The organism is Streptomyces sp. NPDC001852, assembly GCF_042891825.1.
Taxonomy (GTDB): domain Bacteria; phylum Actinomycetota; class Actinomycetes; order Streptomycetales; family Streptomycetaceae; genus Streptomyces.
Window position 1 is genome coordinate 532,346 of the sequence record NZ_JBIATN010000002.1, and the last position, 23,829, is coordinate 556,174.

The window sequence follows — 23,829 nt, forward strand, 5'->3', positions numbered from 1 at the left end:
AGCGTGCGGCGCGACCGATAGGTTTTCGATGAAGCCGCCTGTCATCGACGTGTTCGGGCGGGCAGTCCGACCGCTTCAGACCGCTATCGAAAGGGTGATCCGTTGAGCCGCTCGGTTCTCGTCACCGGAGGAAACCGGGGCATCGGCCTCGCCATCGCCCGCGCGTTCGCCGACGCCGGCGACAAGGTCGCGATCACATACCGCTCGGGTGAGCCGCCGGCCGGCTTCCTGGCGGTCAAGTGTGACATCACCGACCCGGAGCAGGTGGAGCAGGCCTACAAGGAGATCGAGGAGCAGCACGGTCCGGTCGAGATACTGATCGCCAACGCCGGCGTGACCAAGGACCAGCTGCTGATGCGCATGTCCGAGGAGGACTTCACCTCGGTCATCGACACCAACCTCACCGGCACCTTCCGCGTCGTCAAGCGTGCCAACCGCGGCATGCTGCGCGCCAAGAAGGGCCGCGTCATCCTGATCTCGTCCGTGGTCGGCCTGCTCGGCTCGGCGGGCCAGGCGAACTACGCCGCCTCCAAGGCCGCCCTGGTCGGCTTCGCGCGCTCGCTCGCCCGTGAGCTGGGCTCGCGCAACATCACCTTCAACGTCGTCGCGCCCGGTTTCGTCGACACCGACATGACCAAGGTGCTCAGCGACGAGCAGCGCCAGAACATCGTCTCGCAGGTGCCGCTCGGCCGTTACGCGCAGCCGGAGGAGATCGCCGCGACGGTGCGGTTCCTCGCCTCGGACGACGCCTCGTACATCACTGGAGCCGTCATTCCCGTTGACGGCGGACTGGGAATGGGTCACTGATCACCATGAGCGGAATCCTCGAGGGCAAGCGCGTTCTGATCACCGGCGTGCTGATGGAGTCCTCCATCGCCTTCCACGCGGCCAAGCTGGCCCAGGAGCAGGGCGCGGAGATCATCCTGACCGCGTTCCCGCGGCCCACCCTGACCGAGCGCATCGCCAAGAAGCTGCCGAAGCCCACCAAGGTCATCGAGCTGGACGTCACCAACGACGAGCACCTCGGGCGGCTCGCCGACATCGTCGGCGAGGAGCTGGGCGGCCTCGACGGCGTCGTGCACTCCATCGGCTTCGCGCCGCAGGACGCGCTCGGCGGCAACTTCCTCAACACCCCGTTCGAGTCGGTGGCCACCGCCATGCACGTCTCGGCGTACTCCCTGAAGTCGCTCACCATGGCCTGCCTGCCGCTGATGCAGAACGGCGGCTCGGTCGTCGGCCTCACCTTCGACGCGCAGTTCGCCTGGCCGCAGTACGACTGGATGGGCCCGGCCAAGGCCGCCCTGGAGGCGACCAACCGCTACATGGCGCGCGACCTGGGCAAGCAGAACATCCGCTGCAACCTCATCTCCGCGGGTCCGATCGGCTCCATGGCCGCCAAGTCCATCCCGGGCTTCAGCGAGCTGGCGTCCGTGTGGGACTCCCGCTCCCCGCTGGAGTGGGACCTGAAGGACCCGGAGCCGGCCGGCCGCGGCATCGTCGCCCTGCTGAGCGACTGGTTCCCGAAGACCACCGGCGAGATCATCCACGTCGACGGCGGTCTGCACGCGATCGGCGCGTGACCGCTGCCGCCGAGGCATGACCGACGGCCGAGGCCCGCGCCCCCGGGGGGGACGCGGGCCTCAATCGTGCCGGAGGGGCCGCGGCGACGGGGGTACGGCGACCGGGGCGTACGGCGCGGGGCCGGGGCGGCGGATGCGGCCAGGGGACGGCGGATGCCGAGGCGCGGGGCGTCACCCGTTCGGCCCACCTGCCGGGCGTCCCCGGCCCGGGCGGCACACCCTGGATTCGAGCGTCCACCCTGCGCGTCCCTCCCCAGCCCGGCCGAGGAGGTCCCCTTGTGCGCCTGTCCCGAAGCCTGGCCCCGGTGACCGTGGCCCTGGCCCTCGTGCTCTGTCTGCCGTACGACGCGGTGCCCTACGCGCGCGTGGACAACGGAAAGCCGCACGCGCCGAGTCTCTTCGGGGCCTCCTGTCGTACGACCGTCCGCGGCTCCCATGCGGTGGCCTTCTGCCACAACCCCTATGTCGACACCGATCGCGTGCGACTGCACATCGAGTGCGCCCGATGGTGGGACATCGACACCGACAGCGCACCGGTGGACATCGGGCCCGCCATGACGGTACGGCTCACGGGCCGGTGCTGGAAGGAGGTCCGCTCGGTGTGGATCAGCCACCAGAACGAGCACTGAACCGGCACAGGAACGGATAGCTCGCGGCCTCGGCGGCCGCCGCCTCCGCGTCCCCGGCGCGGATCGCGTCCACCAGGCGCGTGTGCTCCATGTACGTCTCCGGAGTCAGCTCCGCGCCCACGTCCGCGCGCAGCCAGTCCCGCAGCACCTCGCCCAGATCGGCGTACATCGCGATGATCACGTCGTTGTGCGAGGCGGCCACGACGGCCAGGTGGAAGGTGGCGTCGGCGGTCACGAAGGCCTCCGCCCCGCCCGCCTCCCAGGCCGCCTCGCGCCGGTCCAGCAGCGCGTCCAGCTGCTTGAGGTCCTTCTCGGTGCGCCGCTCGGCCGCCAGCTTCGCCGCGGCCGACTCCAGCGCGGCGCGCAGCTCGGCGATATGCCGGGGATCGGCGTCGGCGAACCGGCGGTGCATCACACCGGCCAGCTCGCTCGTCGCCACCACATAGGTGCCCGAGCCCTGCCGGATGTCCAGCAGCCCGTTGTGGGCCAGCGCGCGGACGGCCTCGCGGACGGTGTTGCGGGCGACGCCCAGCTGCTCGACCAGTTCCGGCTCCGTAGGGATGCGCGAGCCGACCGGCCACTCGCCGGAGGTGATCTGGTTGCGCAGTTCGGCGATGACCTGCTCGGACAGCGCCGAACGGCGCGGGTGGCTCAGGGGCATGGCACACCTTCGCACGCGAGGCCCGGGCGGGGACGCCACGGGGATGGACAACCAATCATCCCATGATTCTATGATGGCTCTCATGGAGCGTGAGGAAACCCGGACAGTGGACACCCGTACGGCGATGTCACCGACGGAACGCGATACGGCCGCCACGAGCACCCCTGAGACGGCCCCCGGCGCCGGCCGCACGCGCGCGTGGGCGACCCGCCTCGTGGTCGTGGGCATCGTCCTGTCCGCGGTGAACCTCCGCCCGGCCATCACGAGCCTCGGCGCGCTCCTGGAGGAGGTCCGCGACGGACTCGGCATGAGCGGCAGCGTGGCCGGCCTGCTCACCTCCGTGCCCCCGCTCTGCTTCGCGGTCTTCGGCATCACCGCGCCCCGGCTGGCCCGCCGCTTCGGTCCGGCCGCCGTGGTGTGCGCCGGCATGGCCGCCATCACCGCCGGCCTGCTGATACGGCCGTACCTCGGCAACACGGCCGGCTTCCTGGCCGCCAGCGCGCTCGCCCTGATGGGCATCGCCGTCAGCAACGTGCTCATGCCGGTCATCGTCAAGCGCTGGTTCCCCGACCGGGTCGGCTCCATGACCGGCCTGTACTCGATGGCCCTCGCCCTCGGCACCTCCGCCGCGGCCGCCGTGACCGTACCCCTGACCGACGCCCTCGGCGGCAGGTGGCAGTCCGGCCTCGCCGTGTGGGCCGCTCTCGCGGGCGCCGCCGTCCTGCCCTGGCTGCCGCTGCTGAAGGACCGCTACGGCGAGACCGCGCCCGCACGGCCGCGGCAGCGGCGCACGGAAGAGCCGCACCCCGGGGAACAGGGCGCGCCGCTGCGCATCACCCGCAGCCGCACCGCCTGGGCGCTCGCCGTCTTCTTCGGCCTGCAGGCCACCGCCGCCTACATCACCATGGGCTGGATGCCGCAGATCTTCCGGGACGCCGGAGTCCCGGCCGGCACCGCGGGCGTGCTGCTCGCCGTCACCATGGTGATGGGCGTCCCGCTGGCGTTCGTCATCCCCCGTGTCGCCACCCGGCTGCCCCATCAGGGGCCGATCGTGCTGGTCCTGGGCGCGTGCGGGCTCGCCGGGTACGCCGGCCTGTACGTCGCTCCGGCTGCCGGCGCCTGGGCCTGGGCGCTGCTGCTCGGCGTCTCCAACTGCGCCTTCCCGCTGGCCCTGACGATGGTCGGCATGCGGGCCCGGAGCGGGCCGGGTGTGGCCCAGCTGTCCGCGTTCGCGCAGAGCACCGGCTACCTCATCTCCATCCCCGGGCCGCTGCTGGTCGGCGTGCTCTACCAGCACAGCGGCGGCTGGGGCCTGCCGATCGCCCTCATGACGGGCCTGATGCTGCCCCAGATGGCGGTCGGCTTCCTGGCGGGCCGCAACCGCACGGTGGAGGACGAGGCGACCCGCTAGGGCGCGGCGACACCCGCCCCCGGCCGACCCCCGCGGAGCACGAGGTGCGAGACTGGGAGCATGCAGCCTGTGCTCGACCCGAACCCGCCGAACGGCCAGAAGAAGATGCTGCTCGTCTTCGGCTCGTTCTTCGCCATCTTCGTGATCATCGGCATCATCGCGACCCTCGCCTCACCCTGACGGCGGCCTCCCGGCCGGCGCTTCCCGGCGGATGGTGGGGTTGTCCCCACCATCCCCTAGGGGGAAAGGGTCAGGGTCAACTGGGTGGAAGCCCGGATGGGTTGGCGGCCCCGGATTCCGTAGCTTCGAGAGGTGACCGCAGGACACGGTCACGGACCCGCTCGAAGACCCACGGAGGCGATCATGTCGGCCCGCACCCTCTCCCGGCCCCACCCGGCGACCACGGGCGGCGTCGACATCCGGTTGCCCTGGTGGGCCATGGCCCTGCCCGCGCTCGCCTTCATCGCCCTGCTGGCGCTGATACTGAACCCGACGGACGCCCACGCGGCGAGCGGCGACCCCGCGATCACGCACCTCTTCGAGCGCGCCCACCAGCTGCTCACGCGCTGACCAGGAGCCTCCGCACGCGGTGAATCCGCATGTCAACTCCCTGCGCCGCATGGCGTGTTTCATGCGAAGCTGGGTCCCATGAGCGCCGCAGAACCTCGCAGTATCGTCCTCCTCCGGCATGCGAAAGCCGACTGGCCCCAGGTGTCCGACCACGAGCGCCCGCTCGCCGAGCGGGGCCGCACGGACGCCGCGGTCGCCGGACGCAAGCTGGCCGACACCGGCATCACCTTCGACCTCGCCCTCTGCTCCACCGCCGTCCGGACCCGCGAGACCTGGAAGCTCGCCGTCCACGAACTGGCGCACCGGCCGAAGACCGTCTACGAGGAGCGGGTCTACGAAGCCTCGCCCGGCGAACTGATCGCCGTGCTGAACGAGACCCCGGACGACGTGCGGAACGTGATCCTGATCGGCCACAACCCGGGCATCCACGGCCTGGCCGACATCCTGTCCGGCACGGCCGAGGGCGACGCCCGCGAGCGGATGAACCGCCGCGGCTTCCCGGCCGCCGGTTTCGCGCTGCTGTCCTTCGACGGCCCCTGGAAGAGCCTGGAGCCGGCCGTGGCCACCCTCCAGGACTACTGGGCGCCCGCCGAGTGACCTCACCCATGCGCAGGGGCCCGGCACCTCCGCGGTGCCGGGCCCCTGCCGCATCCGGGCCGGTTCAGCCCTCGTCGTGCGTGTCGGCCGCCTCGACCTCTTCGCGGGTGACACCCAGCAGATACAGGACCGTGTCGAGGAACGGGAAGTTCACCGCCGTGTGCGCCGCCTCGCGGACCACCGGCTTGGCGTTGAAGGCGACGCCCAGACCGGCCGCGTTCAGCATGTCCAGGTCGTTGGCGCCGTCGCCGATCGCCACCGTCTGCGACAGCGGCACCCCGGCCTCCGCGGCGAACCGGCGCAGCAGCCGCGCCTTGCCCGCACGGTCCACGATCTCCCCGGTGACCCGTCCGGTGAGCCTGCCGTCGACGATCTCCAGCGTGTTGGCCTGCGCGAAGTCCAGGCCCAGCCGTTCCTTCAGATCGTCCGTGACCTGGGTGAAGCCACCGGAGACGACCCCGACCTGGTAGCCCAGCCGCTTCAGCGTGCGGATCAGCGTGCGGGCGCCCGGCGTCAGCCGTACCTCGTTGCGCACCTTCTCCACCACGGAGGCGTCCAGCCCCTCCAGCAGTGCCACGCGCGCGTGCAGCGACTGCTCGAAGTCCAGCTCCCCGCGCATCGCCGCCGCCGTCACCTCGGCGACCTTGTCCTCGCAGCCGGCGTGCGCCGCGAACAGCTCGATGACCTCGTCCTGGATCAGCGTGGAGTCCACGTCCATGACCACCAGACGCTGGGCGCGCCGGTGCAGGCCCGCCGCGACGACCGCGACATCGACACCCAGTGCCGCCGCGTCCGTGACCAGAGCCGTGCGCAGCGGCTCGGTCTCCACGCCGGACACGGCGAACTCCACCGCGGTCACCGGGTACTTGGCGAGCCGGAAGATACGGTCGATGTTGCCGCCGGCCTTCGCGATCCGGTCGGCGATGGCGGCCGTCGACTCGGCTGTCAGTGGATGGCCGAGCACGGTCACCAGCGAACGCCCGAGGCCGCGCGGCCGGTTGTCGCCATGCCCAGAGATGATCTCCGCCTGCATCTTCATCGACTCGGCCCAGCTGTGCACCGTGGCCCTCAGATCGCCCTCGAGGCCCGCCGGCGGCTGCGTCACCAGCGCGCACAGCACCAGGCGGCCCCGGGTGACGACCTGCTCGATGTCGACCACGTCGACGAGGTAGGCGGCAAGAGTGTCGAAGAGGCCCGCCGTGATGCCCGGCCGGTCCTTGCCGAAGATCTTGACGAGGAGGGTGGGGACCTCGGAGGTCTGCGAAGCGGAGGTCTGCGAAGCGCTCATGGTGTCACCACCGTATCCGGCACCCAGTGCCGTCCGCCGCCGAGGTCCGACTGACGGACACGGAACAATGGATGTCGCGCCGGTGTCCGGGATCTTGCCGCCGGGAGACACGCCCGCCCGCACCCGGCGGCTGCTCCCGGCCCCACCACGACTGTGCCACGAGTTGCCCCGCCGGGCAGGACATGCGTTCCTGCCCGGCCCTGGCCGGCTCACCCCTGGCGCTTCGGTTTCCCCGGCGGTGCAGGGGGCGGCGGCGGAGGGGGCGGCGGCGGCCATTCGGTGGCGTCCGACCGCTGCGAACCGTCGCCGCGGCGCGCCGTGGGACGGCGCCGGGGCGGCGGGGGAGCGGCGTCGAGCGGCTGGGCGATGGTCGGGGCGCCGTACATGTCGTCTCCGGCGGCCGTCGGCCCGGCACCCGGCGGCTCCTCGCGCAGGTCCTGCGGTTGCCCCTGACGGTCCTCCGGCAACCGGAGATAGGGATTCGTGTCCGGGTTCGGCGGCCGGTACGGCGTGCCCGGCGCATACGGCCCGGCACCGCCGCCGGATCCGGGACGACCGGCGCCCCGGGCCCCGGGGCCACCGTACGGCGCGGGCCCCGCCCCACCTCCGCACCCCAGACCCTCGGCCGCACCACCGTCGGCACCCTCGTACCCGACCCCCTCGACCGCACCACCGCTCACACCTTCGTACCCGGCCCCTTCGGCCTCACCACCGTCAGCACCGCCGTACCCCCCGCTCCCACCGTCACCCCCGACCGCCCCGCTCCCCGGCGCCCCGCGAGCCGCCCACGCCGCCCGTCCTCCCGCCGCCCCGGTCGCCCACGCCGCCAGGGCCCCGATCGCCCCGGCGCCCGCGCCCCACGCCGCGCCGAGCAGCAGGGCCGGGCCGAGACGGCCGTGCAGGTCGAGGCCCGCGCCGAAGGCGTCGAAGCCGAGGACGGACAGGGAGGCGGTCAGGGACACGGCCGTGAGCCAGGCGAGCAGGGGCAGCGCGAGCGCGGTGGTGATGCCGAGGCGCAGGCCGCACCGGGCCGCGAAGCCGAGGGCGCCGTCGGCCTGCCGCACCACCGGTGTCCGGACCGCCGTCAGGGCACCGGCCAGCAGCATCGCCAGCGCCGCGGCCACGGCCAGCAGCCACACCCGGCCGTCCAGACCGGCCAGCCGGCCCAGTGTGACCGGCTGATCGGTGTGCGCCGCGAGGAACTGGTCCAGCGGGTGCGGGAGGGACCGGGCGAGGATGCCGGAGGCGTGGCCGTCCCAGGGGACGAGGAGACCGAGGGGGAGGCCGAGCCAGACCCCGTTCGGCGCACCGAGCAGGGCCGCGCCGGCGATCCGCCCGGGATGGTCGTCGCCGATCGCCGCGTACGCCGCCGCGGCGAGCCCCGCCACCACGGCCACCAGCACCACGGTGACGAGCGCCGATACCGCCGGCCGTACCACCCGGTGCACCGCCGACCAGCCCGGTGGCAGGGGAGCGCGCCGGGAGGCGAGCAGCGCGACGAGCAGGACGCCGGCACACCAGAGCGCGCCGCCGGGCAGCGTGGCCGTCGTGTCCACCGTGAAGCCGACCGCGGCCTTGGCGTGGATCAGGTCGCCGAGACGGTCGGGCAGCAGTCCGCTCACGTCGCCGAGGCCGGGGATGCTCAGTCCGCCGCCTCCCCCGCCGCCGCCCGTCCCCGGCAGCCTGTCCAGCCCGAGCGAGCCGCCGTCGATCGTGACGACGTCGTGGCCGGCCCAGGCGAGACCACCGAGGAGCGCGACGAAGAGCGCGACCACCGTGCCCGCGCGGGCGAGGAGTTCGGCGGGTGCGACGACAACTCCGGCCGTGCGCAAGGACCGTAGGAAGAACCACGAGAGCAGCACGGCACCGGCCAGACTCACCCCGAGTGGCGTGATGTCGATGGCGGTGTGGGCCTCGGCGCCTTTCAGTCCGAAGGCGGACACATCGCCCGACGGTGTGACCGCACCACCCGCACCGAGTGCCACAACGGCCGCCGTCATGGGGCCCAGTGAGCCTGCCGTGTCCGCTCCGAGGAGGTGCAGGCCGAGCGCGGCCGTGCCCGCCATGGCGATCAACGCCCAGCTCACCGCGGCGACCGCGGACAGCAGAACGTCCGTCCAGGGCACCGTCGTGGCGCGCAGCGCGGTCTCGGTGTTCGTGGCAGACCTCATGTCAGACCCCCCGATCCGCGGCGCGGCACCGGAGCCGCGCTTGTCCCCCTCGCCGGGAATACCACTCTCCGGCCCGGTTTCAACCCCGTCAACGGGGCGAGTTGAAGCGTGCACGGGCGCCCGTTGACAAGGCCCGGGTTTCGGTCAGCGGGCCGGGCCTGAAATAGTTCCCCCCGATGTTCGACATCCCTAGACTCCCTGTGACGGGGGTAATTCGGGGGACAACTCAGTGGGGCATGGAGTGCCGGAACTCGTACTGGAATCAAACGGACGGACCTGGACGTTGGACCCGTCCAGGCCCTACACCCTCGGCCGCGATCCGCAGGGTGACATCGTCTTCGACGACGCCAGGGTGTCCTGGCGGCACGCCACGGTCAGCTTCAACGGCCGCAGTTGGGTCATCGAGGACCATGGCAGCACCAACGGCACCTTCGTGCAGGGCCGGCGGATCCAGCAGGTGGAGATCGGGCCGGGCGCGTCGCTGCACCTCGGCAACGCGACCGACGGACCGCGGCTGAACCTCTCGGGCGCCGCGGTCGGTCAGCAGCAGCCGGCGCCGTACGCCGCACAGGGCGCCGGGGCGCCGGGCTGGGCCCAGCAGGCCCCGCAGCAGGCACCCGCCGCCGCACCGCCGCAGGCACAGCAGGCACCGGCCGTGCCGCACCAGGCGCCCGCGCCGCAGCAGGGCTGGCAGCAGCAGGCGCCCGCGTTCCCGCAGCAGCAGGCGGGGCCCGCGGATCAGTACGCGCAGAACACGCCCGGTGGTGACGCGGGGGCGCCGCCGGTCCACGGCGACCGCAGCCCGACCACCTTCCACCAGTTCGCCGTCGGCCGGGTGATGCGCATCGGCCGTGCCCTGGAGAACGACCTGGTCGTCTCCGACCTCCAGGTCTCCCGGAACCACGCCGAGTTCCACGCCACGCCGGACGGCCGGCTGGAGATCCGCGACCTCGGCTCGCACAACGGCACCTACGTCAACGGCCAGCCGATCCCCAAGGGCGGATCGGTGCAGCTGGGCCCGGCCGACATCGTCGGTGTCGGCCACTCCACGTTCCGGATCGTCGGCGACCGGCTCGAGGAGTTCGTCGACACCGGTGAGGTCTCCTTCTCCGCCCGCCATCTGACCGTCACGGTCGACGGCGGCAAGCAGATCCTGAAGGACGTCTCCTTCGGCGTCCCGGAGAAGTCCCTCATCGCGGTCATCGGCCCGTCCGGATCCGGCAAGTCGACCCTGCTCAAGGCGCTCACCGGCTATCGGCCCGCCAACCAGGGCGAGGTCCTGTACGACAACCGCAACCTGTACAAGCAGTTCGCCGAGCTGCGCCAGCGCATCGGCCTGGTCCCGCAGGACGACATCCTGCACAAGGAGCTGACCGTCAAGAAGGCCCTGAAGTACGCGGCCAAGCTGCGCTTCCCGGCCGACACCACCGCGGCCGAGCGCGACTCGCGCATCGACGAGGTGCTGCGCGAGCTCAAGCTCGACATCCACAAGGACAAGAAGGTCACCTCCCTCTCCGGCGGTCAGCGCAAGCGCGTCTCGGTGGCCCTGGAGCTGCTCACCAAGCCGTCGCTGATCTTCCTGGACGAGCCGACCTCGGGCCTCGACCCGGGCATGGACCGCGACGTCATGCAGCTGCTGCGCGGCCTCGCCGACGACGGCCGCACGGTCCTCGTGGTCACCCACTCGGTGGCCGAGCTGGCGCTGTGCGACAAGCTGCTGGTGATGGCGCCGGGCGGCGCGGTCGCCTACTTCGGCCCGCCGGAGGAGGCGCTGAACTTCTTCGGCTACGACAGCTGGGCCGATGTCTTCTCCGCCTTCGAGAACTACCGCGACTACGACTGGGCGGGCCGCTGGAAGGGCTCGCAGCACTACCAGATGTACGCCGCGGACATCGACGCCGTTGCGCCGCAGTCCGTACCGATGCATCCCATGCAGCCGATCAAGCCGCCCAAGCCCCAGGGCTGGGGCTCGCAGCTGGTCACCCTGATCCGCCGCTACGCCTCGGTGATCGCCTCCGACCGCGGCTTCATCGCCCTGATGTTCCTGCTGCCGGCCGTGCTCGGCGTGGTGAGCACGCTGATCCCCGCCGAGTACGGTCTCGGTCTCGGCCCCGCGCGCACCCACTTCACCAACCGGGACGGCAGCACGATCCTGCTCATCCTCGCCGTGGGCGCGTGCTTCGCCGGCGCCGCGAACTCCGTGCGTGAGCTGATCAAGGAGCGGGTCATCTACGAACGGGAGCGGGCCACCGGCCTGTCCCGCTCGGCGTACCTGATGTCCAAGGTGATCGTGCTCGGCGCGATCACCATGCTGCAGGGCGGCATCATCGGCGCGATCGGCCTGCTCTTCCGCGGCGACAAGGTGCCGCAGGAGGGCCTGCTGCTGAAGAACTCGCCGGTCCTGGAGCTCACCCTGCCGATCATGGCGCTCGGCTTCACCTCGATGATGATCGGCCTGATCATCTCCTCGCTGGTGAAGACCGCCGAGAAGACCATGCCGCTGCTGGTGATGTTCGCGATCGTCCAGGTCGTCTTCACCGGCTGCCTCTTCCAGCTGCACGGGAAGGTCGGCGTCGAGCAGGTCGCCTGGCTGATGCCCGCCCGCTGGGCGGTGTCCGCGGCGGGCGCCACGGCCCAGCTGAACGTGCTGCTGCCCTGGGATCCCACCAACCCGGACCCGCTCTGGGACCACTCGCTCGGCCAGTGGTTCGCCGACATGGGCGTGCTGCTCGGTCTCGGTGTGCTCTGCGGCTTCGTCGTGGCCCGCTTCCTGCGCCGCCACGAGCCGGAGGTCATGCGCAAGTAACCGTGCCGGTACGACGCGAAGGGCGGCACCCCATTGCGGGGTGCCGCCCTTCGGCGTCACGCGGCTGAGGTCCGCGCCAGGCCTCAGTACGCGCTGTTGACGTTGTCCATGGAGCCGTACCGGTGGGCCGCGTAGTTGGCGGCGGCGGTGATGTTGGCGACCGGGTCGTAGATGTTCCACGACGTACCGGGCACGTGGTAGGCGTTGAAGGTGGGCTGGATCACCTGCAGCAGACCCTTGGACGGGATGCCGTTGACGGCGTTGATGTCCCAGTTGTTGATGGCCATCGGGTTGCCCGAGGACTCACGCATGATGTTGCGGTGCAGGCCGCTGTAGGAGCCCGGGATGCCGTGCTGCTTCATGATGTCCAGGGACTGACGGATCCAGCCGTCGAGGTTGTTGGCGTAGGTCTTCGCGGCGACCGGCTGCATGTCGATCCGCTGGGCGGAGCGGCTCGCGGTCTCGTTGGCGGCGCGGTCCTGCGCGGCCTTCTTCGCGGCGGCCTCGGCGGCGGCCTTCTTCGCGGCCTCGGCGCGCTGCTTGGCGGCGGCGGCCTCGTCGGCGGCCTTCTTCTGCGCGGCGAGCGTGTCGAGCTTGACCGTCTGGGGGGCGAGCTGGTCGGTGACCGTGCCCTTGACGTTCTTCAGGGCCGTGTCGCGGGCGACCTGCGCGGCCGCGGCCGGGGAGCCGGTGGTGACCGTGTCGGCGCTGCTGGGGACGGCCGAGATGCAGATGGCGGCGGTGCCGAGAGCGGCGACGCCGGCGACGGCGATCTTGTGCTGCTTGGACAGGGCCAGACTATGAGCACGGTTGAGGATGTTCTTGGGCATGGCTGATGGACCTCTTCGATAGCGCGGAGGTCGCTCCTGCGTCCGCCGGGGGAATCGGCTCCTCCCACACGAACGCCGCGGGCCGTAGACCCACGGCGCTGAGCGACGGGAGTAATTCTTAGCTGGCGCAAAATCCCCAGGCAAAGGTGTGACGTACGATCCTCGATAGTGGATCGCTGATGGGCAAAACGGGACAGACTGGACCGTCTGTCCCGTTCATGCGGGGATGGTTTATCTCCTATGCCCGGTCGTACGTGATGTGGGCCCTATGCGCGGCCTCACATCGGAGATGTAACAGTCTCACCTTGAGTTGCCATCGCAACGCTCTGTGTGAGGGGCCTCCTCCGGGAGGATGAGATGCACGTCGCCGAACTCGTGCCACAGGTAGAGCCCCCGGAGCGCCTCCTCGTAGGCACGGTCGACCGCGGCCCGCCCCGCCACCGCCTCCAGCATCAGCAGATGCGAGGCCTCCGGCTCGTGCAGCCCCGTCAGCAGCCCGTCCACCACCCGCACCCCGCGCTCGGGCGTCACGACCAGGTCGGTCCACCCCTCGGCCCCCCGCACCACCCCCTCCGGCCCGGTCGCCGACTCCACCGCCCGCACGGCGGTGGTACCCACGGCGATCACCCTGCCTCCCCCCGCTCTCACGGCGTTGACCAGCCGCGCCGATGACTCCGGCACCGAGAACCGCTCCGGATACGGCGGCTCGTGCGCCTCCGCCGACGCCACCCCCGTGTGCAGCCTGACCGGCGCGAACTGCACCCCCCGGCTCACCAGCTCCGCCACCAGGCCCGCGGTGAACGGGCGCCCGGCACTCGGCATCTCCGCACTGCCCGCCCCGTCCGGCGACGGCAGCGCGAACACCGTCTGGTACGCCGACAGCGGCTGGTCGCGCTCGGTATAGGAGTAGCGGATGGGCCGCCCGCGCGCCCGCAGCACCGCGAGGACGTCCCCGTCCGTCCGAGCCCACCACAGCCGCTCCCCGCGCGGGCTCAGCGGCTCCACCAGCACCAGCCTCCCCGCCCCCGGCAGCTCCACCTCCGTACCCGCACGCGTGCCCGTACGCGCGCGCGTGGTACCCCGCCCGTCCGGCTCCCGTAGCTCGACCGCCCATCGGCCGTCGTCCCCGCGCGTGGAGAAATGCACCACCACGCGCGCGTGCCCGATCCGCCCGTCCACCGCGGCGGCCCGCGTGGGCGAGGTGTTCACCACCAGCAGGTCACCGGCCCGCAGGAGCCGCGGCAACTCCGGGAACCGGTGATGCCCGACCTCCGTCCCGCGCGACACCAGCAGCCGTACGGCGTCCCGGTCCAGCCCAGGCCCGCGCTGCTCGGCGGGCACGCGTGCGGACAGCTCCGGCGGAACCTTCCCCCACGCTCGAACCGGCTCGCGCGGGGGGACCCCCATGGTGACGGTCACAGCGCCTCCAGCAGCGCCGGCGCCGCGTACCGCCCGCTGGCCGGCCGCTCGTCCAGCAGCCGCAGGAACGCCGGTACGACCGTGTCCGGCGCCGGACGCGGATCGTCGTCGCCGGGTACGGCCGCCGCGTACAGGTCCGTCGCCATGTCCCCGGGATCCACCGCCCACACCCGCAGGCCGGGCTCCTCCACGCCCAGCACCGCCGCCAGCTGGTCCAGGGCCGCCTTCGAGGCGCCGTAGCCTCCCCAGGTCTCGTACGCCTCGGCCGCCGCGTCCGAGCTGACCGCGACCACCGCCCCGGCCGGAGCCCGGCGCAGCAGCGGCAGCGCCTCACGGACCAGGCCGAGGGCGGCCACCACGTTCACCTCCAGTGCCCGCCGCAGCCCCTCCAGGGGCAGCTCGGCCAGCCGCACCAGCGGCTCGGCACCCAGCGCGCTCGCGTTGCTGACCAGCAGGTCGACCCCGCCCAGCCGGCGCGCGGCCGCCACCAGCGCGGCCCGGTGCCCGGCGTCCGTCACATCCCCGGCCAGCAGCTCCACGCGCGTGCCGTGCCCTGCGATGCCCACCGCCGCCTCCTTGAGCGCCTCGGCGCCCCGTGCGTCCAGCACCAGATCCCAGCCGCGCGCGGCCAGCGCCTCTCCGAGCGCCCGCCCCAGGCCCCTGGAGGCCCCCGTGATGATCGCCACCGGCATGACTACCGTCCCCTCGTCGCCTCCCGCCTGCGTCCGGCGGTGAGCACACCGTAGGAACGGCGCCGCCCCGGCCGCCTCGGACGCGGGCCGCAGAACGGCGGGGCCCTTGGGCGTACACCGCACGTCCGGGGCCCCGGGACCTAGACCGGCCGCCCTAGGGCCGGCGGACCGGGCCCCGCGGCCACAGGTCCGATCCGCTTGTCACACCCCGCCGGTACCGTGAGGACATGAGTCAAGGCCCCCGGTCCGGCCTCGCAGCGGTCAGTTCCGCGCTGCTGGCCATGAGCAGGCATCTGGAGGTGCGCGACGTCCTCAAGACGATCGTCGCCTCCGCCCGCGAGCTGCTCGACGCGCAGTACGCCGCCCTCGGCGTCCCCGACGACCACGGCGGCTTCGCCCAGTTCGTCGTCGACGGCGTCAGCGACGCCCAGTGGAAGGCCATCGGCCCGCTGCCCCGCCAGCACGGCATTCTCGCCGCGATGCTGCACGAGGCCCGCCCCGAGCGCCTCGCCGACGTGCGCAAGGACCCCCGCTTCGAGGGCTGGCCGGCCGCGCACCCGGACCTGGCCGACTTCCTCGGCCTGCCCATCCGCGACGGCGACGAGGTCGTCGGAGCCCTCTTCCTCGCGAACAAGAACTGCCCACGACGGGAGGGAAGTTGCGGCTTCACCGAGGAGGACGAGGAACTGCTCGCCATCCTCGCCCAGCACGCCGCCATAGCCCTCAACAACGCCCGGCTCTACGAACGCAGCCGCGAACTCACCATCGCCGAGGAACGCTCCCGCCTCGCCCATGAACTGCACGACGCGGTCAGCCAGAAGCTCTTCTCCCTGCGCCTGACCGCCCAGGCCGCGGCGGCCCTCGTCGACCGCGACCCCGCCCGCGCCAAGGGCGAACTGCACCAGGTCGCCGCGCTCGCCGCCGAGGCCGCCGACGAACTGCGCGCCGCCGTCGTGGAGTTGCGCCCCGCCGCCCTGGACGAGGACGGCCTGGTCGCCACCCTGCGCACCCAGACCCAGGTCCTCGACCGCGCCCACACCGCGCGTGTGACCTTCACCAGCGGCGGCTTCCGCGCCCTGCCCGCCGCCCAGGAGGAAGCCCTGCTCAGGGTCGCTCAGGAGGCCCTGCACAATGCCCTGCGCCACTCGGGGGCCGAACACGTCGAGGTGAGCGTCGGGCGGCGCGGCTGCGGCGCCGTGCTGCGCGTCACCGACGACGGCGGCGGCTTCGACCCGAAGGCGGTCCGCCGCGCCGGACGGCATCTGGGCCTGGTCTCGATGCGGGACCGCGCGAGCGGGGTCGGCGGCACGCTGACCGTGGAGTCGGTGCCGGGCAAGGGCACCACGATCGAGATGGAGGTGCCCGGTGGCTGACGCGATCAGGGTGCTGCTGGTCGACGACCACCAGGTCGTCCGCAGGGGCCTGCGCACCTTCCTGGAGGTGCAGGACGACATCGAGGTCGTCGGCGAGGCCGCCGACGGCGCCGAGGGGGTCGCCCGCGCCGAGGAACTGCGCCCGGACGTCGTCCTGATGGACGTCAAGATGCCGGGCATGGACGGCGTCGAGGCCCTGCGCCGGCTGCGCGAGCTCGACAACCCCGCGCGCGTGCTCGTCGTCACCAGCTTCACCGAACAGCGCACGGTCGTACCGGCCCTGCGCGCGGGCGCCGCGGGATACGTCTACAAGGACGTGGACCCCGACGCCCTCGCCGGCGCCATCCGTTCCGTGCACGCCGGCCACATCCTGCTCCAGCCCGAGGTCGCCGGCGCCCTGCTGTCCCAGGAGGAGGCCAACTCCGGGCAGAGCAGGGGCGGTTCGCTCACCGACCGGGAGCGCGAGGTGCTCGGCCTGATCGCGGACGGCCGCTCCAACCGCGAGATCGCCCGCGCCCTCGTGCTGTCCGAGAAGACCGTCAAGACGCATGTCTCCAACATCCTGATGAAACTCGACCTCGCCGACCGCACCCAGGCCGCGCTCTGGGCCGTACGCCATGGCGTGACCGGATGACACGCCCTCCCCAAGGCCTCACCCACGGCAACAGCCCAGGCTGAGATTCATACCGTCGTGGGAATGTCACCCGGACGGCGCATCCTCCGGCGATCTCCGCCGTTCTCCAGTGCGTGCTGCGGCGAACCGCCGCGGTGAACGTCTAGGAGGGGTTGGAAAGTGAAGAAGCTGAAGAAGGCCGCGGCCGTGACGATGGTGGCCGGCGGTCTGGTGGCCGCCGGTGCGGGGATGGCCTCCGCCACGGAGGGCGCCCACGCCTGCGGCGACGCCCAGGGCTCCCCGGGTGTGATCTCGGGCAACGTCATCCAGGCCCCGGTGCACATCCCGGTGAACGCGGTCGGCAACAGTGTGAACGTGATCGGCCTGCTGAACCCGGCCTTCGGCAACCTCGGCGTCAACCACTGACGTCCGGCCCACAGTGACCACAGGCCTCCCGTGTGCACCGGGAGGCCTGTCCGGCTTCTACCGCACTCCTCGCTCCCGCTCCTCCACGATCGAGTTGTACGCGGCCACCTGCGCCCGCCGCGCCGTGCGCTCGACGGGCCGCAGCGCCTCCGCCCGCGCGGCCATCTCCGAGGAGCTGACCGCACCCCCGTGCCCGTTGTCGTACGCCAGCGACACCAGCAGCGCGACCCGCTGCGCCAGCTCCAACACCCGCACCGCACGCGGCGGATACCCCGGTGCCAGCACCTCACGGCCGCGCTCGGCCCGCGCCCGGTACGCGTCGATCGCCGCCTCCGCCACCGGGCCCGAACCGGCGACGTCCAGCTTCGACAGCACCTCGGTCGCCTCGCGCAGCGCCTCCGCCAGCTCCCGCTCGGCCTCGCCCAGCGAGGGCACATCCGCGGGCGGCGCCTCCCGCACCGGCAGCACCTGCCAGACCACCTCGGCGTGCACATCGCCCTCCGGCCCGGCCTCGTACACCTGGGGCACCAGCCCGAACGCGGCGCCGTGGCAGACCACCGCCTCCTCGGCCTCCAGCGCCCGCGCATTGAAACCGGGCGGACCGCTCAGCCCCAGCGGATGCCCCGGCGCGGGCAGGGCGACCCGCAGCCCGGTCGCGCCCAGCGTCCGCAGCCGCCCCAGCGCGAGCGTGAGCCCGACCTGTGCCGACTCCCCGGGCAGCCCCTCCACCCGGTGCACGGTGTCCTCGCCCACAATGGCGAGCGCGGCGTCATCCGGAGAGACAAGTCCGGCCAAAAGGGCGTTTCCCCAAGCGGCAAGGCGTCCTGAACGCGGTTCCGTGAGCATGCCTCCACCCTAAGGACCGGACCGATGGAATGGAGCCGGGCACTGGTGGCGTAGATTTCATAAGGGCTGCGCCCACAGGCGCGGCGGACCGAGCCACAGGCGTACGCGACAGCCGAGACCGGCCACACTGCAAGGGGAGACAACGCGCTCATGAGCGATGTTCTGGAGCTTCAGGACGTATCCGTGGTCCGCGAGGGCCGGGCTCTGGTGGACCAGGTCTCCTGGTCGGTGAAGGAGGGCGAGCGCTGGGTCATCCTCGGCCCCAACGGCGCCGGCAAGACCACCCTCCTGAACGTCGCCTCCAGCTACCTCTTCCCCAGCAAGGGCACCGCCACCATCCTGGGCGACACCCTCGGCAAGGTCGACGTCTTCGAGCTGCGCCCCCGCATCGGCGTGGCCGGCATCGCCATGGCCGAGAAGCTCCCCAAGCGCCAGACCGTCCTGGAGACCGTGCTGACGGCTGCCTACGGCATGACCGCCCACTGGCAGGAGGAGTACGACGAGGTCGACGAGCAGCGCGCCCGTGCCTTCCTCGACCGCCTCGGCATGAGCGACTACCTCGACCGCCGCTTCGGCACCCTCTCCGAGGGCGAGCGCAAGCGCACTCTCATCGCCCGCGCCCTGATGACCGACCCCGAGCTGCTCCTGCTGGACGAGCCCGCCGCCGGCCTCGACCTCGGCGGCCGCGAGGACCTGGTCCGCCGCCTCGGCCGGCTCGCCCGCGACCCCATCGCCCCCTCGATGATCATGGTGACGCACCACGTCGAGGAGATCGCCCCCGGCTTCACCCACGTCCTGATGATCCGCCAGGGCAAGGTCCTCGCCGCCGGCCCGATCGAGCTGGAACTGTCCTCCCGCAACCTCTCCCTCTGCTTCGGCCTGCCGCTCGTCGTCGAGCAGGTCGGCGACCGCTGGACGGCCCAGGGCCTGCCCCTGTCCTGACCCTCCACCCAGGGCCTTCCCGAGCCCGTCCCGCTCGCTTTCGCGCCCTGTCCGCCGCCCGACCCCGGCCCTACCATGACCGTGTGAACGACATCGACGCATGGGTGTGGTGGCTCGTCGGCGCGGCGGCGCTCGGAATCCCGCTCGTGGTCACCGCCATGCCGGAGTTCGGCATGCTCGCGGTGGGAGCCGTCGCGGCCGCGGTCGCCGCCGGAATCGGCTTCGACCCCGTGGCCCAGGTCCTCGCCTTCGTCGTCGTCTCCGTCGCGCTCATCGCCGTCGTCCGCCCCATCGCGGCCCGGCACGGCAGACAACTTCCCCGACTCGCCACCGGTGTCGACGCCCTGAAGGGCAAGCAGGCCGTCGTCCTGGAGCGCGTCGACGGCTCCGGCGGCCGCATCAAGCTCGCCGGGGAGATCTGGTCGGCCCGCGCCCTCGACACCGACCGCGCCTACGAAGTGGGCCAGGAGGTGGACGTCGTGGAGATCGAGGGGGCCACCGCCATCGTCATCTGAGGCATCGAGCCTCCTTCATCTGAGGCATCCCGCCCACGAGTTGGGCGATGGTCTGTCAGACTCGACCAGCAAGATCTTCTACAACGACGAGATCTGCCGAAGGCGCCGAGGCGGAGAGGGGTACGGGGAACACGATGGAACCGGTCATCATCGTCCTGGTCATTCTGGTGGTGTTGGTCTTCATCGCCCTGATCAAGACCATCCAGGTCATCCCACAGGCCAGCGCCGCCATCGTCGAGCGCTTCGGCCGCTACACACGCACCCTGAACGCGGGCCTGAACATCGTGGTCCCGTTCATCGACACCATCCGCAACCGCATCGACCTGCGCGAGCAGGTCGTACCCTTCCCGCCGCAGCCGGTGATCACCCAGGACAACCTGGTGGTCAACATCGACACGGTCATCTACTACCAGGTGACGGACGCCCGCGCCGCCACCTACGAGGTCGCCAGCTACATCCAGGCCATCGAGCAGCTGACGGTCACCACACTCCGCAACATCATCGGCGGCATGGACCTCGAACGCACGCTGACCTCCCGCGAGGAGATCAACGCCGCCCTGCGCGGCGTCCTCGACGAGGCAACGGGCAAATGGGGCATCCGAGTCAACCGGGTCGAACTGAAGGCCATCGAACCGCCCACCTCCATCCAGGACTCGATGGAGAAGCAGATGCGCGCCGACCGTGACAAGCGCGCCGCGATCCTCACCGCCGAAGGTACGCGCCAGGCCGCCATCCTCACCGCCGAGGGCGAGAAGCAGTCCCAGATCCTGCGCGCCGAAGGTGAGGCCAAGGCCGCCGCCCTGCGCGCCGAGGGCGAGGCCCAGGCGGTCCGTACGGTCTTCGAGGCCATCCACGCCGGCGACCCCGACCAGAAGCTGCTGTCCTACCAGTACCTGCAGATGCTCCCGAAGATCGCCGAGGGCGACGCCAACAAGCTCTGGATCGTCCCCAGCGAGATCGGCGACGCCCTCAAGGGCCTCTCCGGCGCCATGGGCAACTTCGGCCCCCTGGGCGGCGGCGGCCAGGGCAACGGCGGCGCCAACGTACCGGCACAGAACAACGGCCCGAGCACAGAACGCCGCGAGAAGCCGAGCATCGACTGAAGCGCGCCCTACGTCAAAGGGGCTCACCTTCCTCAGGAAGGTGAGCCCCTTGCGCACAGCCTATGCGGCGCTCTGCCCCAGCCATGCCGGCAAGGCCGCGAAGTCCTCCTGCCCCAAAGCCAGCAGCATCGCATCCGCCGGCGTCGGCTCGAACGGCTCCCGCAGCAGCTCCATACCGGCCTGAGCCGGAGTCCGGTCGGCCTTGCGGTGATTGTCCTCCGCACACGCGGCCACCGTGTTCAGCCACGTGTCCTGCCCACCCTGCGCCCGCGGCACCACATGGTCCACGGTCGTCGCCCTGCGCCCGCAGTACGCGCACCGGTGCCGGTCCCGGACCAGCACACCCCGCCTCGACCACGGAGCTTGTCTTCGGAACGGCACCCGCACGTACCTGCACAGCCTGATCACCCGGGGCGCGGGTATGTCCACATCGGCGCCCCGCATACGCAGTTCGGGATGGGCCTGCTCGACGACCGCCTTGTCCTGGAGCACCAGAACGACGGCTCGATTCAACGTCACCGTCGACAGCGGCTCGAAGCTCGCGTTCAGCACCAGCGTGTCCCGCATCCAGCCCACCTCCCGTGTGCACCTGCCCACCCCCCGGCGGGCTTGGATCAACTCTGGACGGGCGCGCCGAGATGGACAACGCAATAAAAAATGCCCGCCCCCGATCACTTCCAAGACCGGGGGCGGGCAAACGTTCAATGAACGCTCGGCTGAATCGTGGCGCTGCGCTCAGCCCTGCGCCGGGTTCTCGTACTCACCGATGAGCTGGGCACGAGCGATCGCGTGAAACCGCAGATTGAAGCCGACGACGGCGGGCGAGACATCGGCATCCGGCCCGAGCTTCTCCTGGTCCACCGCGTACACCGTGAAGACGTACCGGTGCGGCCCGTCCCCGGGCGGCGGCGCGGCGCCACCGAAGTCCTTCGTCCCGTAGTCGTTGCGCACATGCACCGCGCCCTCGGGCAGGCCCTCGAACTTGCCGCTGCCCGCACCCGCCGGCAACTCCGTCACGGAGGCCGGGATGTCGAACAGGACCCAGTGCCAGAACCCGCTGCCGGTCGGCGCATCGGGGTCGTAGCAGGTCACGGCGAAGCTCTTGGTCTCCGCCGGGAAGCCCTCCCAGCGCAGGTGCGGGGAGGTGTTGCCCTCCGCGTGGACCTGGGCGCTCCCGAGCGTCGCACCCTCCTCGATGTCCGCGCTCGTCACGGTGAACGACGGCACGGGCGGATGGAAGTCGTGGGGGAGCGGCCGCCGCTTGAGCTCGGTCACCTCGGTACCTCCTGATCGATGATCTGGAACCAGCAGCTCCCGAGCCTAGAACCAGTTGCGCTTGCTGCCGACCTCGGACAGCCACTGGTTCAGATAAGCCGCCCAGTCGGTCCCCATCCAGTCGTTCAGACCCACCTGGAACGACCGGTAGGTGTCCGAACCCTCGCTGAACAGACCCGGCTTCTTGTCCATCTCCAGCACGACGTCCATCGCGTGCCCGTCGGCCACGAAGCTCAGCTCGACCTGGTTCAGGCCCCGGTACTGCGACGGCGGGTGGAACTCGATCTCCTGGTAGAACGGCAGCCGCTGCCGCGTCCCCCGGATGTGGCCGCGCTCCATGTCCGCGTTCTTGAAGCGGAAGCCCAGCTGGATGAAGGCGTCCAGGATGGCCTTCTGCGCCGGCAGCGGGTGGACATTGATCGGGTCCAGGTCGCCGGAGTCCACGGCCCGCGCGATCGCCAGTTCGGTCGTCACCCCGATGTGCATCCCGCGCAGCGCCTGCCCGTCGATCATCGTGACCGGCGTCTCCCAGGGGATCTCCAGCCCGAACGGCACCGCGTGCACGGCACCCGCCTGCAGCTCGAAGGCACCACCGAGCCGTACCTTCGTGAACTCGATGTCCTGCTTGTACTCCTGGTCGTCGCGCTCCACCTCGACCTTGGCCTGCAGACCGACCGACAGCCCCTCGATGTCCTGGTTCACGGACCCGCCCTGGATCCGCACCTCGCCCTGCACGACACCGCCCGGCACGACATTCACCTCGGTCAGCACCGTCTCGACCGAGGCCCCACCGGCCCCCAGGCTCGCGAGCAGCTTCTTGAACGCCATTGACTCTCCCTTTACGAAAGGCCCTCGACCCCTACAAACGCGGTCCGCCCCCGACCGGTTCCGCCGACGAGCCGTCCCGTCTGCATTACCCTCGGAGGGCATGATCGCGCCCCCGGACCGTACGCCACTGCCCAGAGAGTTCTTCGACCGCCCGGTCCTGGAGGTCGCACCGGACCTTCTCGGGCGCATCCTGGTGCGTACGACCCCCGACGGCCCGATCGCCGTCCGCCTCACGGAGGTCGAGGCGTACGACGGCCCGAACGACCCCGGCTCACACGCCTACCGCGGCCGCACCGCCCGCAACGAGGTGATGTTCGGCGAGCCCGGACATGTGTACGTCTACTTCACCTACGGCATGTGGCACTGCATGAACCTCGTCTGCGGACCCGAGGGCCGGGCGAGTGCCGTGTTGCTGCGCGCCGGCGAGGTCGTCGAGGGCGTGGAGCTGGCCCGCAAACGGCGACTTTCGGCCCGGAACGACAAGGAACTGGCCAAGGGTCCGGCCCGCCTCGCGACGGCTCTGGAAGTCGACCGTGCCCTGGACGGCACGGACGCGTGCGCCTCCGGCGAGACCCCCCTGCGGATGCTCACCGGCACGCCGGTGGCCGCTGACCAGGTACGAAACGGCCCCCGCACCGGAGTCGCCGGCGAAGGCGGGAATGGTGACGTCCATCCCTGGCGTTACTGGGTGGCGGGCGACCCGACGGTGAGCCCCTATCGGGCCCATGTGCCGCGGCGCCGCCGAAGTTGACGTGCCCTGCGAAGGTGCGTAACGTATCCCAAGCCGCTGAACCGGGTACGGCAATCGCCTGCAGCCGGAGCGGCCAACCCACTACTCAGCTCCAACCCCTCAGCGGGGTCGAATTCTGGCGCGCCCGCGTGCCCGAATTCGAACTCGCGAGACTCGATTATGAGTCGCCGAGAGAATGAGCTAACGTAGTGAATGTCGAAAGGGCGGACGGCGAAAGCCGAAAACCCCGGAGACAGCCCGCCGACAGGGAATCGGATCGAGAAAAGATCTGATAGAGTCGGAAACACCGAAGGGAAGCGCCCGGAGGAAAGCCCGAGAGGGTGAGTACGAAGGAAGCGACCGTTCCTTGAGAACTCAACAGCGTGCCAAAAATCAACGCCAGATATGTTGATACCCCGTCTCCGGTCATCATGACCGGGACGAGGTTCCTTTGAAATAACACAGCGAGGACGCTGTGTGCGAGGGGACTATTCCTCCTCTCGCACCGCTCTCGTGGTGTTCAT

25 protein-coding genes are annotated in these 23,829 nt (G+C 71.3%); 15 read left to right on the top strand and 10 right to left on the bottom strand.

Annotated features, from left to right (window positions below; all coding sequences use genetic code 11):
• Positions 1–102 precede the first annotated feature (102 nt).
• The 3 genes from fabG to ACFYZB_RS05195 all read left to right on the top strand — a co-directional run bounded on the left by fabG (position 103) and on the right by ACFYZB_RS05195 (position 2,209).
• Positions 103–807 (top strand): 3-oxoacyl-[acyl-carrier-protein] reductase, encoded by a 705-nt coding sequence (fabG, locus tag ACFYZB_RS05185; RefSeq protein WP_351209536.1) that lies wholly within the window; start codon positions 103–105, stop codon positions 805–807.
• A gap of 5 nt (positions 808–812) precedes the next feature.
• On the top strand, positions 813–1,580 hold the full coding sequence (gene fabI, locus ACFYZB_RS05190) for an enoyl-ACP reductase FabI (RefSeq protein WP_208901635.1): 768 nt from the start codon (positions 813–815) through the stop codon (positions 1,578–1,580).
• 278 nt (positions 1,581–1,858) lie between these two features.
• Entirely contained in the window at positions 1,859–2,209 is a 351-nt protein-coding gene (locus tag ACFYZB_RS05195; RefSeq protein WP_388754500.1) for a hypothetical protein, read from the top strand.
• Here ACFYZB_RS05195 and ACFYZB_RS05200 read toward each other — a convergent pair.
• Positions 2,187–2,870: a FadR/GntR family transcriptional regulator gene (locus ACFYZB_RS05200; RefSeq protein ID WP_388754502.1), complete on the bottom strand. Its 684-nt coding sequence runs from the start codon at positions 2,868–2,870 to the stop codon at positions 2,187–2,189. The two genes, ACFYZB_RS05195 and ACFYZB_RS05200, sit on opposite strands and share 23 nt — an antisense overlap.
• Positions 2,871–2,940: 70 nt before the next feature.
• On the opposite strand from ACFYZB_RS05200, the gene ACFYZB_RS05205 reads away from it, so the two are divergent.
• From ACFYZB_RS05205 to ACFYZB_RS05220, 4 genes are all read left to right on the top strand, one after another.
• Positions 2,941–4,281: a CynX/NimT family MFS transporter gene (locus ACFYZB_RS05205; RefSeq protein WP_388754504.1), complete on the top strand. Its 1,341-nt coding sequence runs from the start codon at positions 2,941–2,943 to the stop codon at positions 4,279–4,281.
• A gap of 60 nt (positions 4,282–4,341) precedes the next feature.
• Positions 4,342–4,461, top strand: coding sequence for an SGM_5486 family transporter-associated protein (locus ACFYZB_RS05210; RefSeq protein ID WP_351209544.1), 120 nt, complete (start codon positions 4,342–4,344; stop codon positions 4,459–4,461).
• Between the two features lie 183 nt (positions 4,462–4,644).
• The gene (locus ACFYZB_RS05215) at positions 4,645–4,851 is read left to right on the top strand and encodes a hypothetical protein (RefSeq protein WP_351209546.1); all 207 of its coding nucleotides are present in this window, start codon (positions 4,645–4,647) and stop codon (positions 4,849–4,851) included.
• A gap of 78 nt (positions 4,852–4,929) precedes the next feature.
• Entirely contained in the window at positions 4,930–5,448 is a 519-nt protein-coding gene (locus ACFYZB_RS05220; RefSeq protein ID WP_388754506.1) for a SixA phosphatase family protein, read from the top strand.
• 64 nt (positions 5,449–5,512) lie between these two features.
• Here ACFYZB_RS05220 and serB read toward each other — a convergent pair whose 3' ends face one another.
• Entirely contained in the window at positions 5,513–6,736 is a 1,224-nt protein-coding gene (serB, locus tag ACFYZB_RS05225; RefSeq protein WP_388754509.1) for a phosphoserine phosphatase SerB, read from the bottom strand.
• Positions 6,737–6,945: 209 nt separating this feature from the next.
• The gene (locus ACFYZB_RS05230) at positions 6,946–8,907 is read right to left on the bottom strand and encodes a streptophobe family protein (RefSeq protein ID WP_388754512.1); all 1,962 of its coding nucleotides are present in this window, start codon (positions 8,905–8,907) and stop codon (positions 6,946–6,948) included.
• 241 nt (positions 8,908–9,148) lie between these two features.
• Between ACFYZB_RS05230 and ACFYZB_RS05235 the strand changes: the two genes are divergently transcribed.
• A complete protein-coding gene (locus ACFYZB_RS05235) occupies positions 9,149–11,713 on the top strand; it encodes an FHA domain-containing protein (RefSeq protein ID WP_388754515.1) in 2,565 nt (854 codons plus the stop codon).
• An 83-nt stretch (positions 11,714–11,796) separates the two neighbouring features.
• Here the strand turns inward: ACFYZB_RS05235 and ACFYZB_RS05240 are convergent, their stop codons facing one another.
• The 3 genes from ACFYZB_RS05240 to ACFYZB_RS05250 all read right to left on the bottom strand — a co-directional run bounded on the left by ACFYZB_RS05240 (position 11,797) and on the right by ACFYZB_RS05250 (position 14,654).
• Positions 11,797–12,543: a transglycosylase SLT domain-containing protein gene (locus tag ACFYZB_RS05240; protein WP_388754518.1), complete on the bottom strand. Its 747-nt coding sequence runs from the start codon at positions 12,541–12,543 to the stop codon at positions 11,797–11,799.
• A gap of 300 nt (positions 12,544–12,843) precedes the next feature.
• The gene (locus tag ACFYZB_RS05245; protein ID WP_388754521.1) at positions 12,844–13,962 is read right to left on the bottom strand and encodes an S-adenosylmethionine:tRNA ribosyltransferase-isomerase; all 1,119 of its coding nucleotides are present in this window, start codon (positions 13,960–13,962) and stop codon (positions 12,844–12,846) included.
• Positions 13,959–14,654, bottom strand: a complete 696-nt coding sequence (locus tag ACFYZB_RS05250; protein ID WP_388754524.1) for an SDR family NAD(P)-dependent oxidoreductase — start codon at positions 14,652–14,654, stop codon at positions 13,959–13,961. Before ACFYZB_RS05250 ends, ACFYZB_RS05245 begins: the two co-directional genes overlap by 4 nt.
• Before the next feature lie 227 nt (positions 14,655–14,881).
• Here ACFYZB_RS05250 and ACFYZB_RS05255 point away from each other — a divergent pair, with 227 nt between their 5' ends.
• The 3 genes from ACFYZB_RS05255 to chpE all read left to right on the top strand — a co-directional run bounded on the left by ACFYZB_RS05255 (position 14,882) and on the right by chpE (position 17,066).
• A complete protein-coding gene (locus ACFYZB_RS05255) occupies positions 14,882–16,027 on the top strand; it encodes a GAF domain-containing sensor histidine kinase (RefSeq protein ID WP_388754527.1) in 1,146 nt (381 codons plus the stop codon).
• The gene (locus tag ACFYZB_RS05260) at positions 16,020–16,661 is read left to right on the top strand and encodes a response regulator transcription factor (protein ID WP_351209562.1); all 642 of its coding nucleotides are present in this window, start codon (positions 16,020–16,022) and stop codon (positions 16,659–16,661) included. The genes ACFYZB_RS05255 and ACFYZB_RS05260 overlap by 8 nt, the downstream gene beginning before the upstream one ends.
• Positions 16,662–16,820: 159 nt before the next feature.
• Complete coding sequence (gene chpE, locus ACFYZB_RS05265) at positions 16,821–17,066, top strand: chaplin ChpE (protein WP_388754530.1); 246 nt, start codon at positions 16,821–16,823, stop codon at positions 17,064–17,066.
• A gap of 57 nt (positions 17,067–17,123) precedes the next feature.
• Here the strand turns inward: chpE and ACFYZB_RS05270 are convergent, their stop codons facing one another.
• Positions 17,124–17,912, bottom strand: coding sequence for a hypothetical protein (locus ACFYZB_RS05270; RefSeq protein WP_351209565.1), 789 nt, complete (start codon positions 17,910–17,912; stop codon positions 17,124–17,126).
• A gap of 150 nt (positions 17,913–18,062) precedes the next feature.
• Between ACFYZB_RS05270 and ACFYZB_RS05275 the strand changes: the two genes are divergently transcribed.
• The 3 genes from ACFYZB_RS05275 (at position 18,063) to ACFYZB_RS05285 (ending at position 20,472) form a co-directional block, all read left to right on the top strand.
• A complete protein-coding gene (locus tag ACFYZB_RS05275; RefSeq protein WP_208901649.1) occupies positions 18,063–18,854 on the top strand; it encodes an ABC transporter ATP-binding protein in 792 nt (263 codons plus the stop codon).
• Between the two features lie 83 nt (positions 18,855–18,937).
• The gene (locus ACFYZB_RS05280) at positions 18,938–19,369 is read left to right on the top strand and encodes an NfeD family protein (protein WP_388754535.1); all 432 of its coding nucleotides are present in this window, start codon (positions 18,938–18,940) and stop codon (positions 19,367–19,369) included.
• Positions 19,370–19,503: 134 nt separating this feature from the next.
• Complete coding sequence (locus ACFYZB_RS05285) at positions 19,504–20,472, top strand: SPFH domain-containing protein (protein WP_208901651.1); 969 nt, start codon at positions 19,504–19,506, stop codon at positions 20,470–20,472.
• 60 nt (positions 20,473–20,532) lie between these two features.
• Here the strand turns inward: ACFYZB_RS05285 and ACFYZB_RS05290 are convergent, their stop codons facing one another.
• From ACFYZB_RS05290 to ACFYZB_RS05300, 3 genes are all read right to left on the bottom strand, one after another.
• Positions 20,533–21,039: an HNH endonuclease gene (locus ACFYZB_RS05290; protein WP_351209571.1), complete on the bottom strand. Its 507-nt coding sequence runs from the start codon at positions 21,037–21,039 to the stop codon at positions 20,533–20,535.
• Positions 21,040–21,207: 168 nt separating this feature from the next.
• The gene (locus ACFYZB_RS05295) at positions 21,208–21,747 is read right to left on the bottom strand and encodes a YbhB/YbcL family Raf kinase inhibitor-like protein (protein ID WP_351209573.1); all 540 of its coding nucleotides are present in this window, start codon (positions 21,745–21,747) and stop codon (positions 21,208–21,210) included.
• Positions 21,748–21,792: 45 nt separating this feature from the next.
• Positions 21,793–22,575 carry a sporulation protein gene (locus ACFYZB_RS05300; RefSeq protein WP_351209575.1) on the bottom strand — a complete coding sequence of 261 codons (783 nt, stop codon included), beginning with the start codon at positions 22,573–22,575 and terminating at the stop codon, positions 21,793–21,795.
• Between the two features lie 100 nt (positions 22,576–22,675).
• Between ACFYZB_RS05300 and ACFYZB_RS05305 the strand changes: the two genes are divergently transcribed.
• A complete protein-coding gene (locus ACFYZB_RS05305) occupies positions 22,676–23,326 on the top strand; it encodes a DNA-3-methyladenine glycosylase (RefSeq protein ID WP_388754539.1) in 651 nt (216 codons plus the stop codon).
• Positions 23,327–23,829 lie beyond the last annotated feature (503 nt).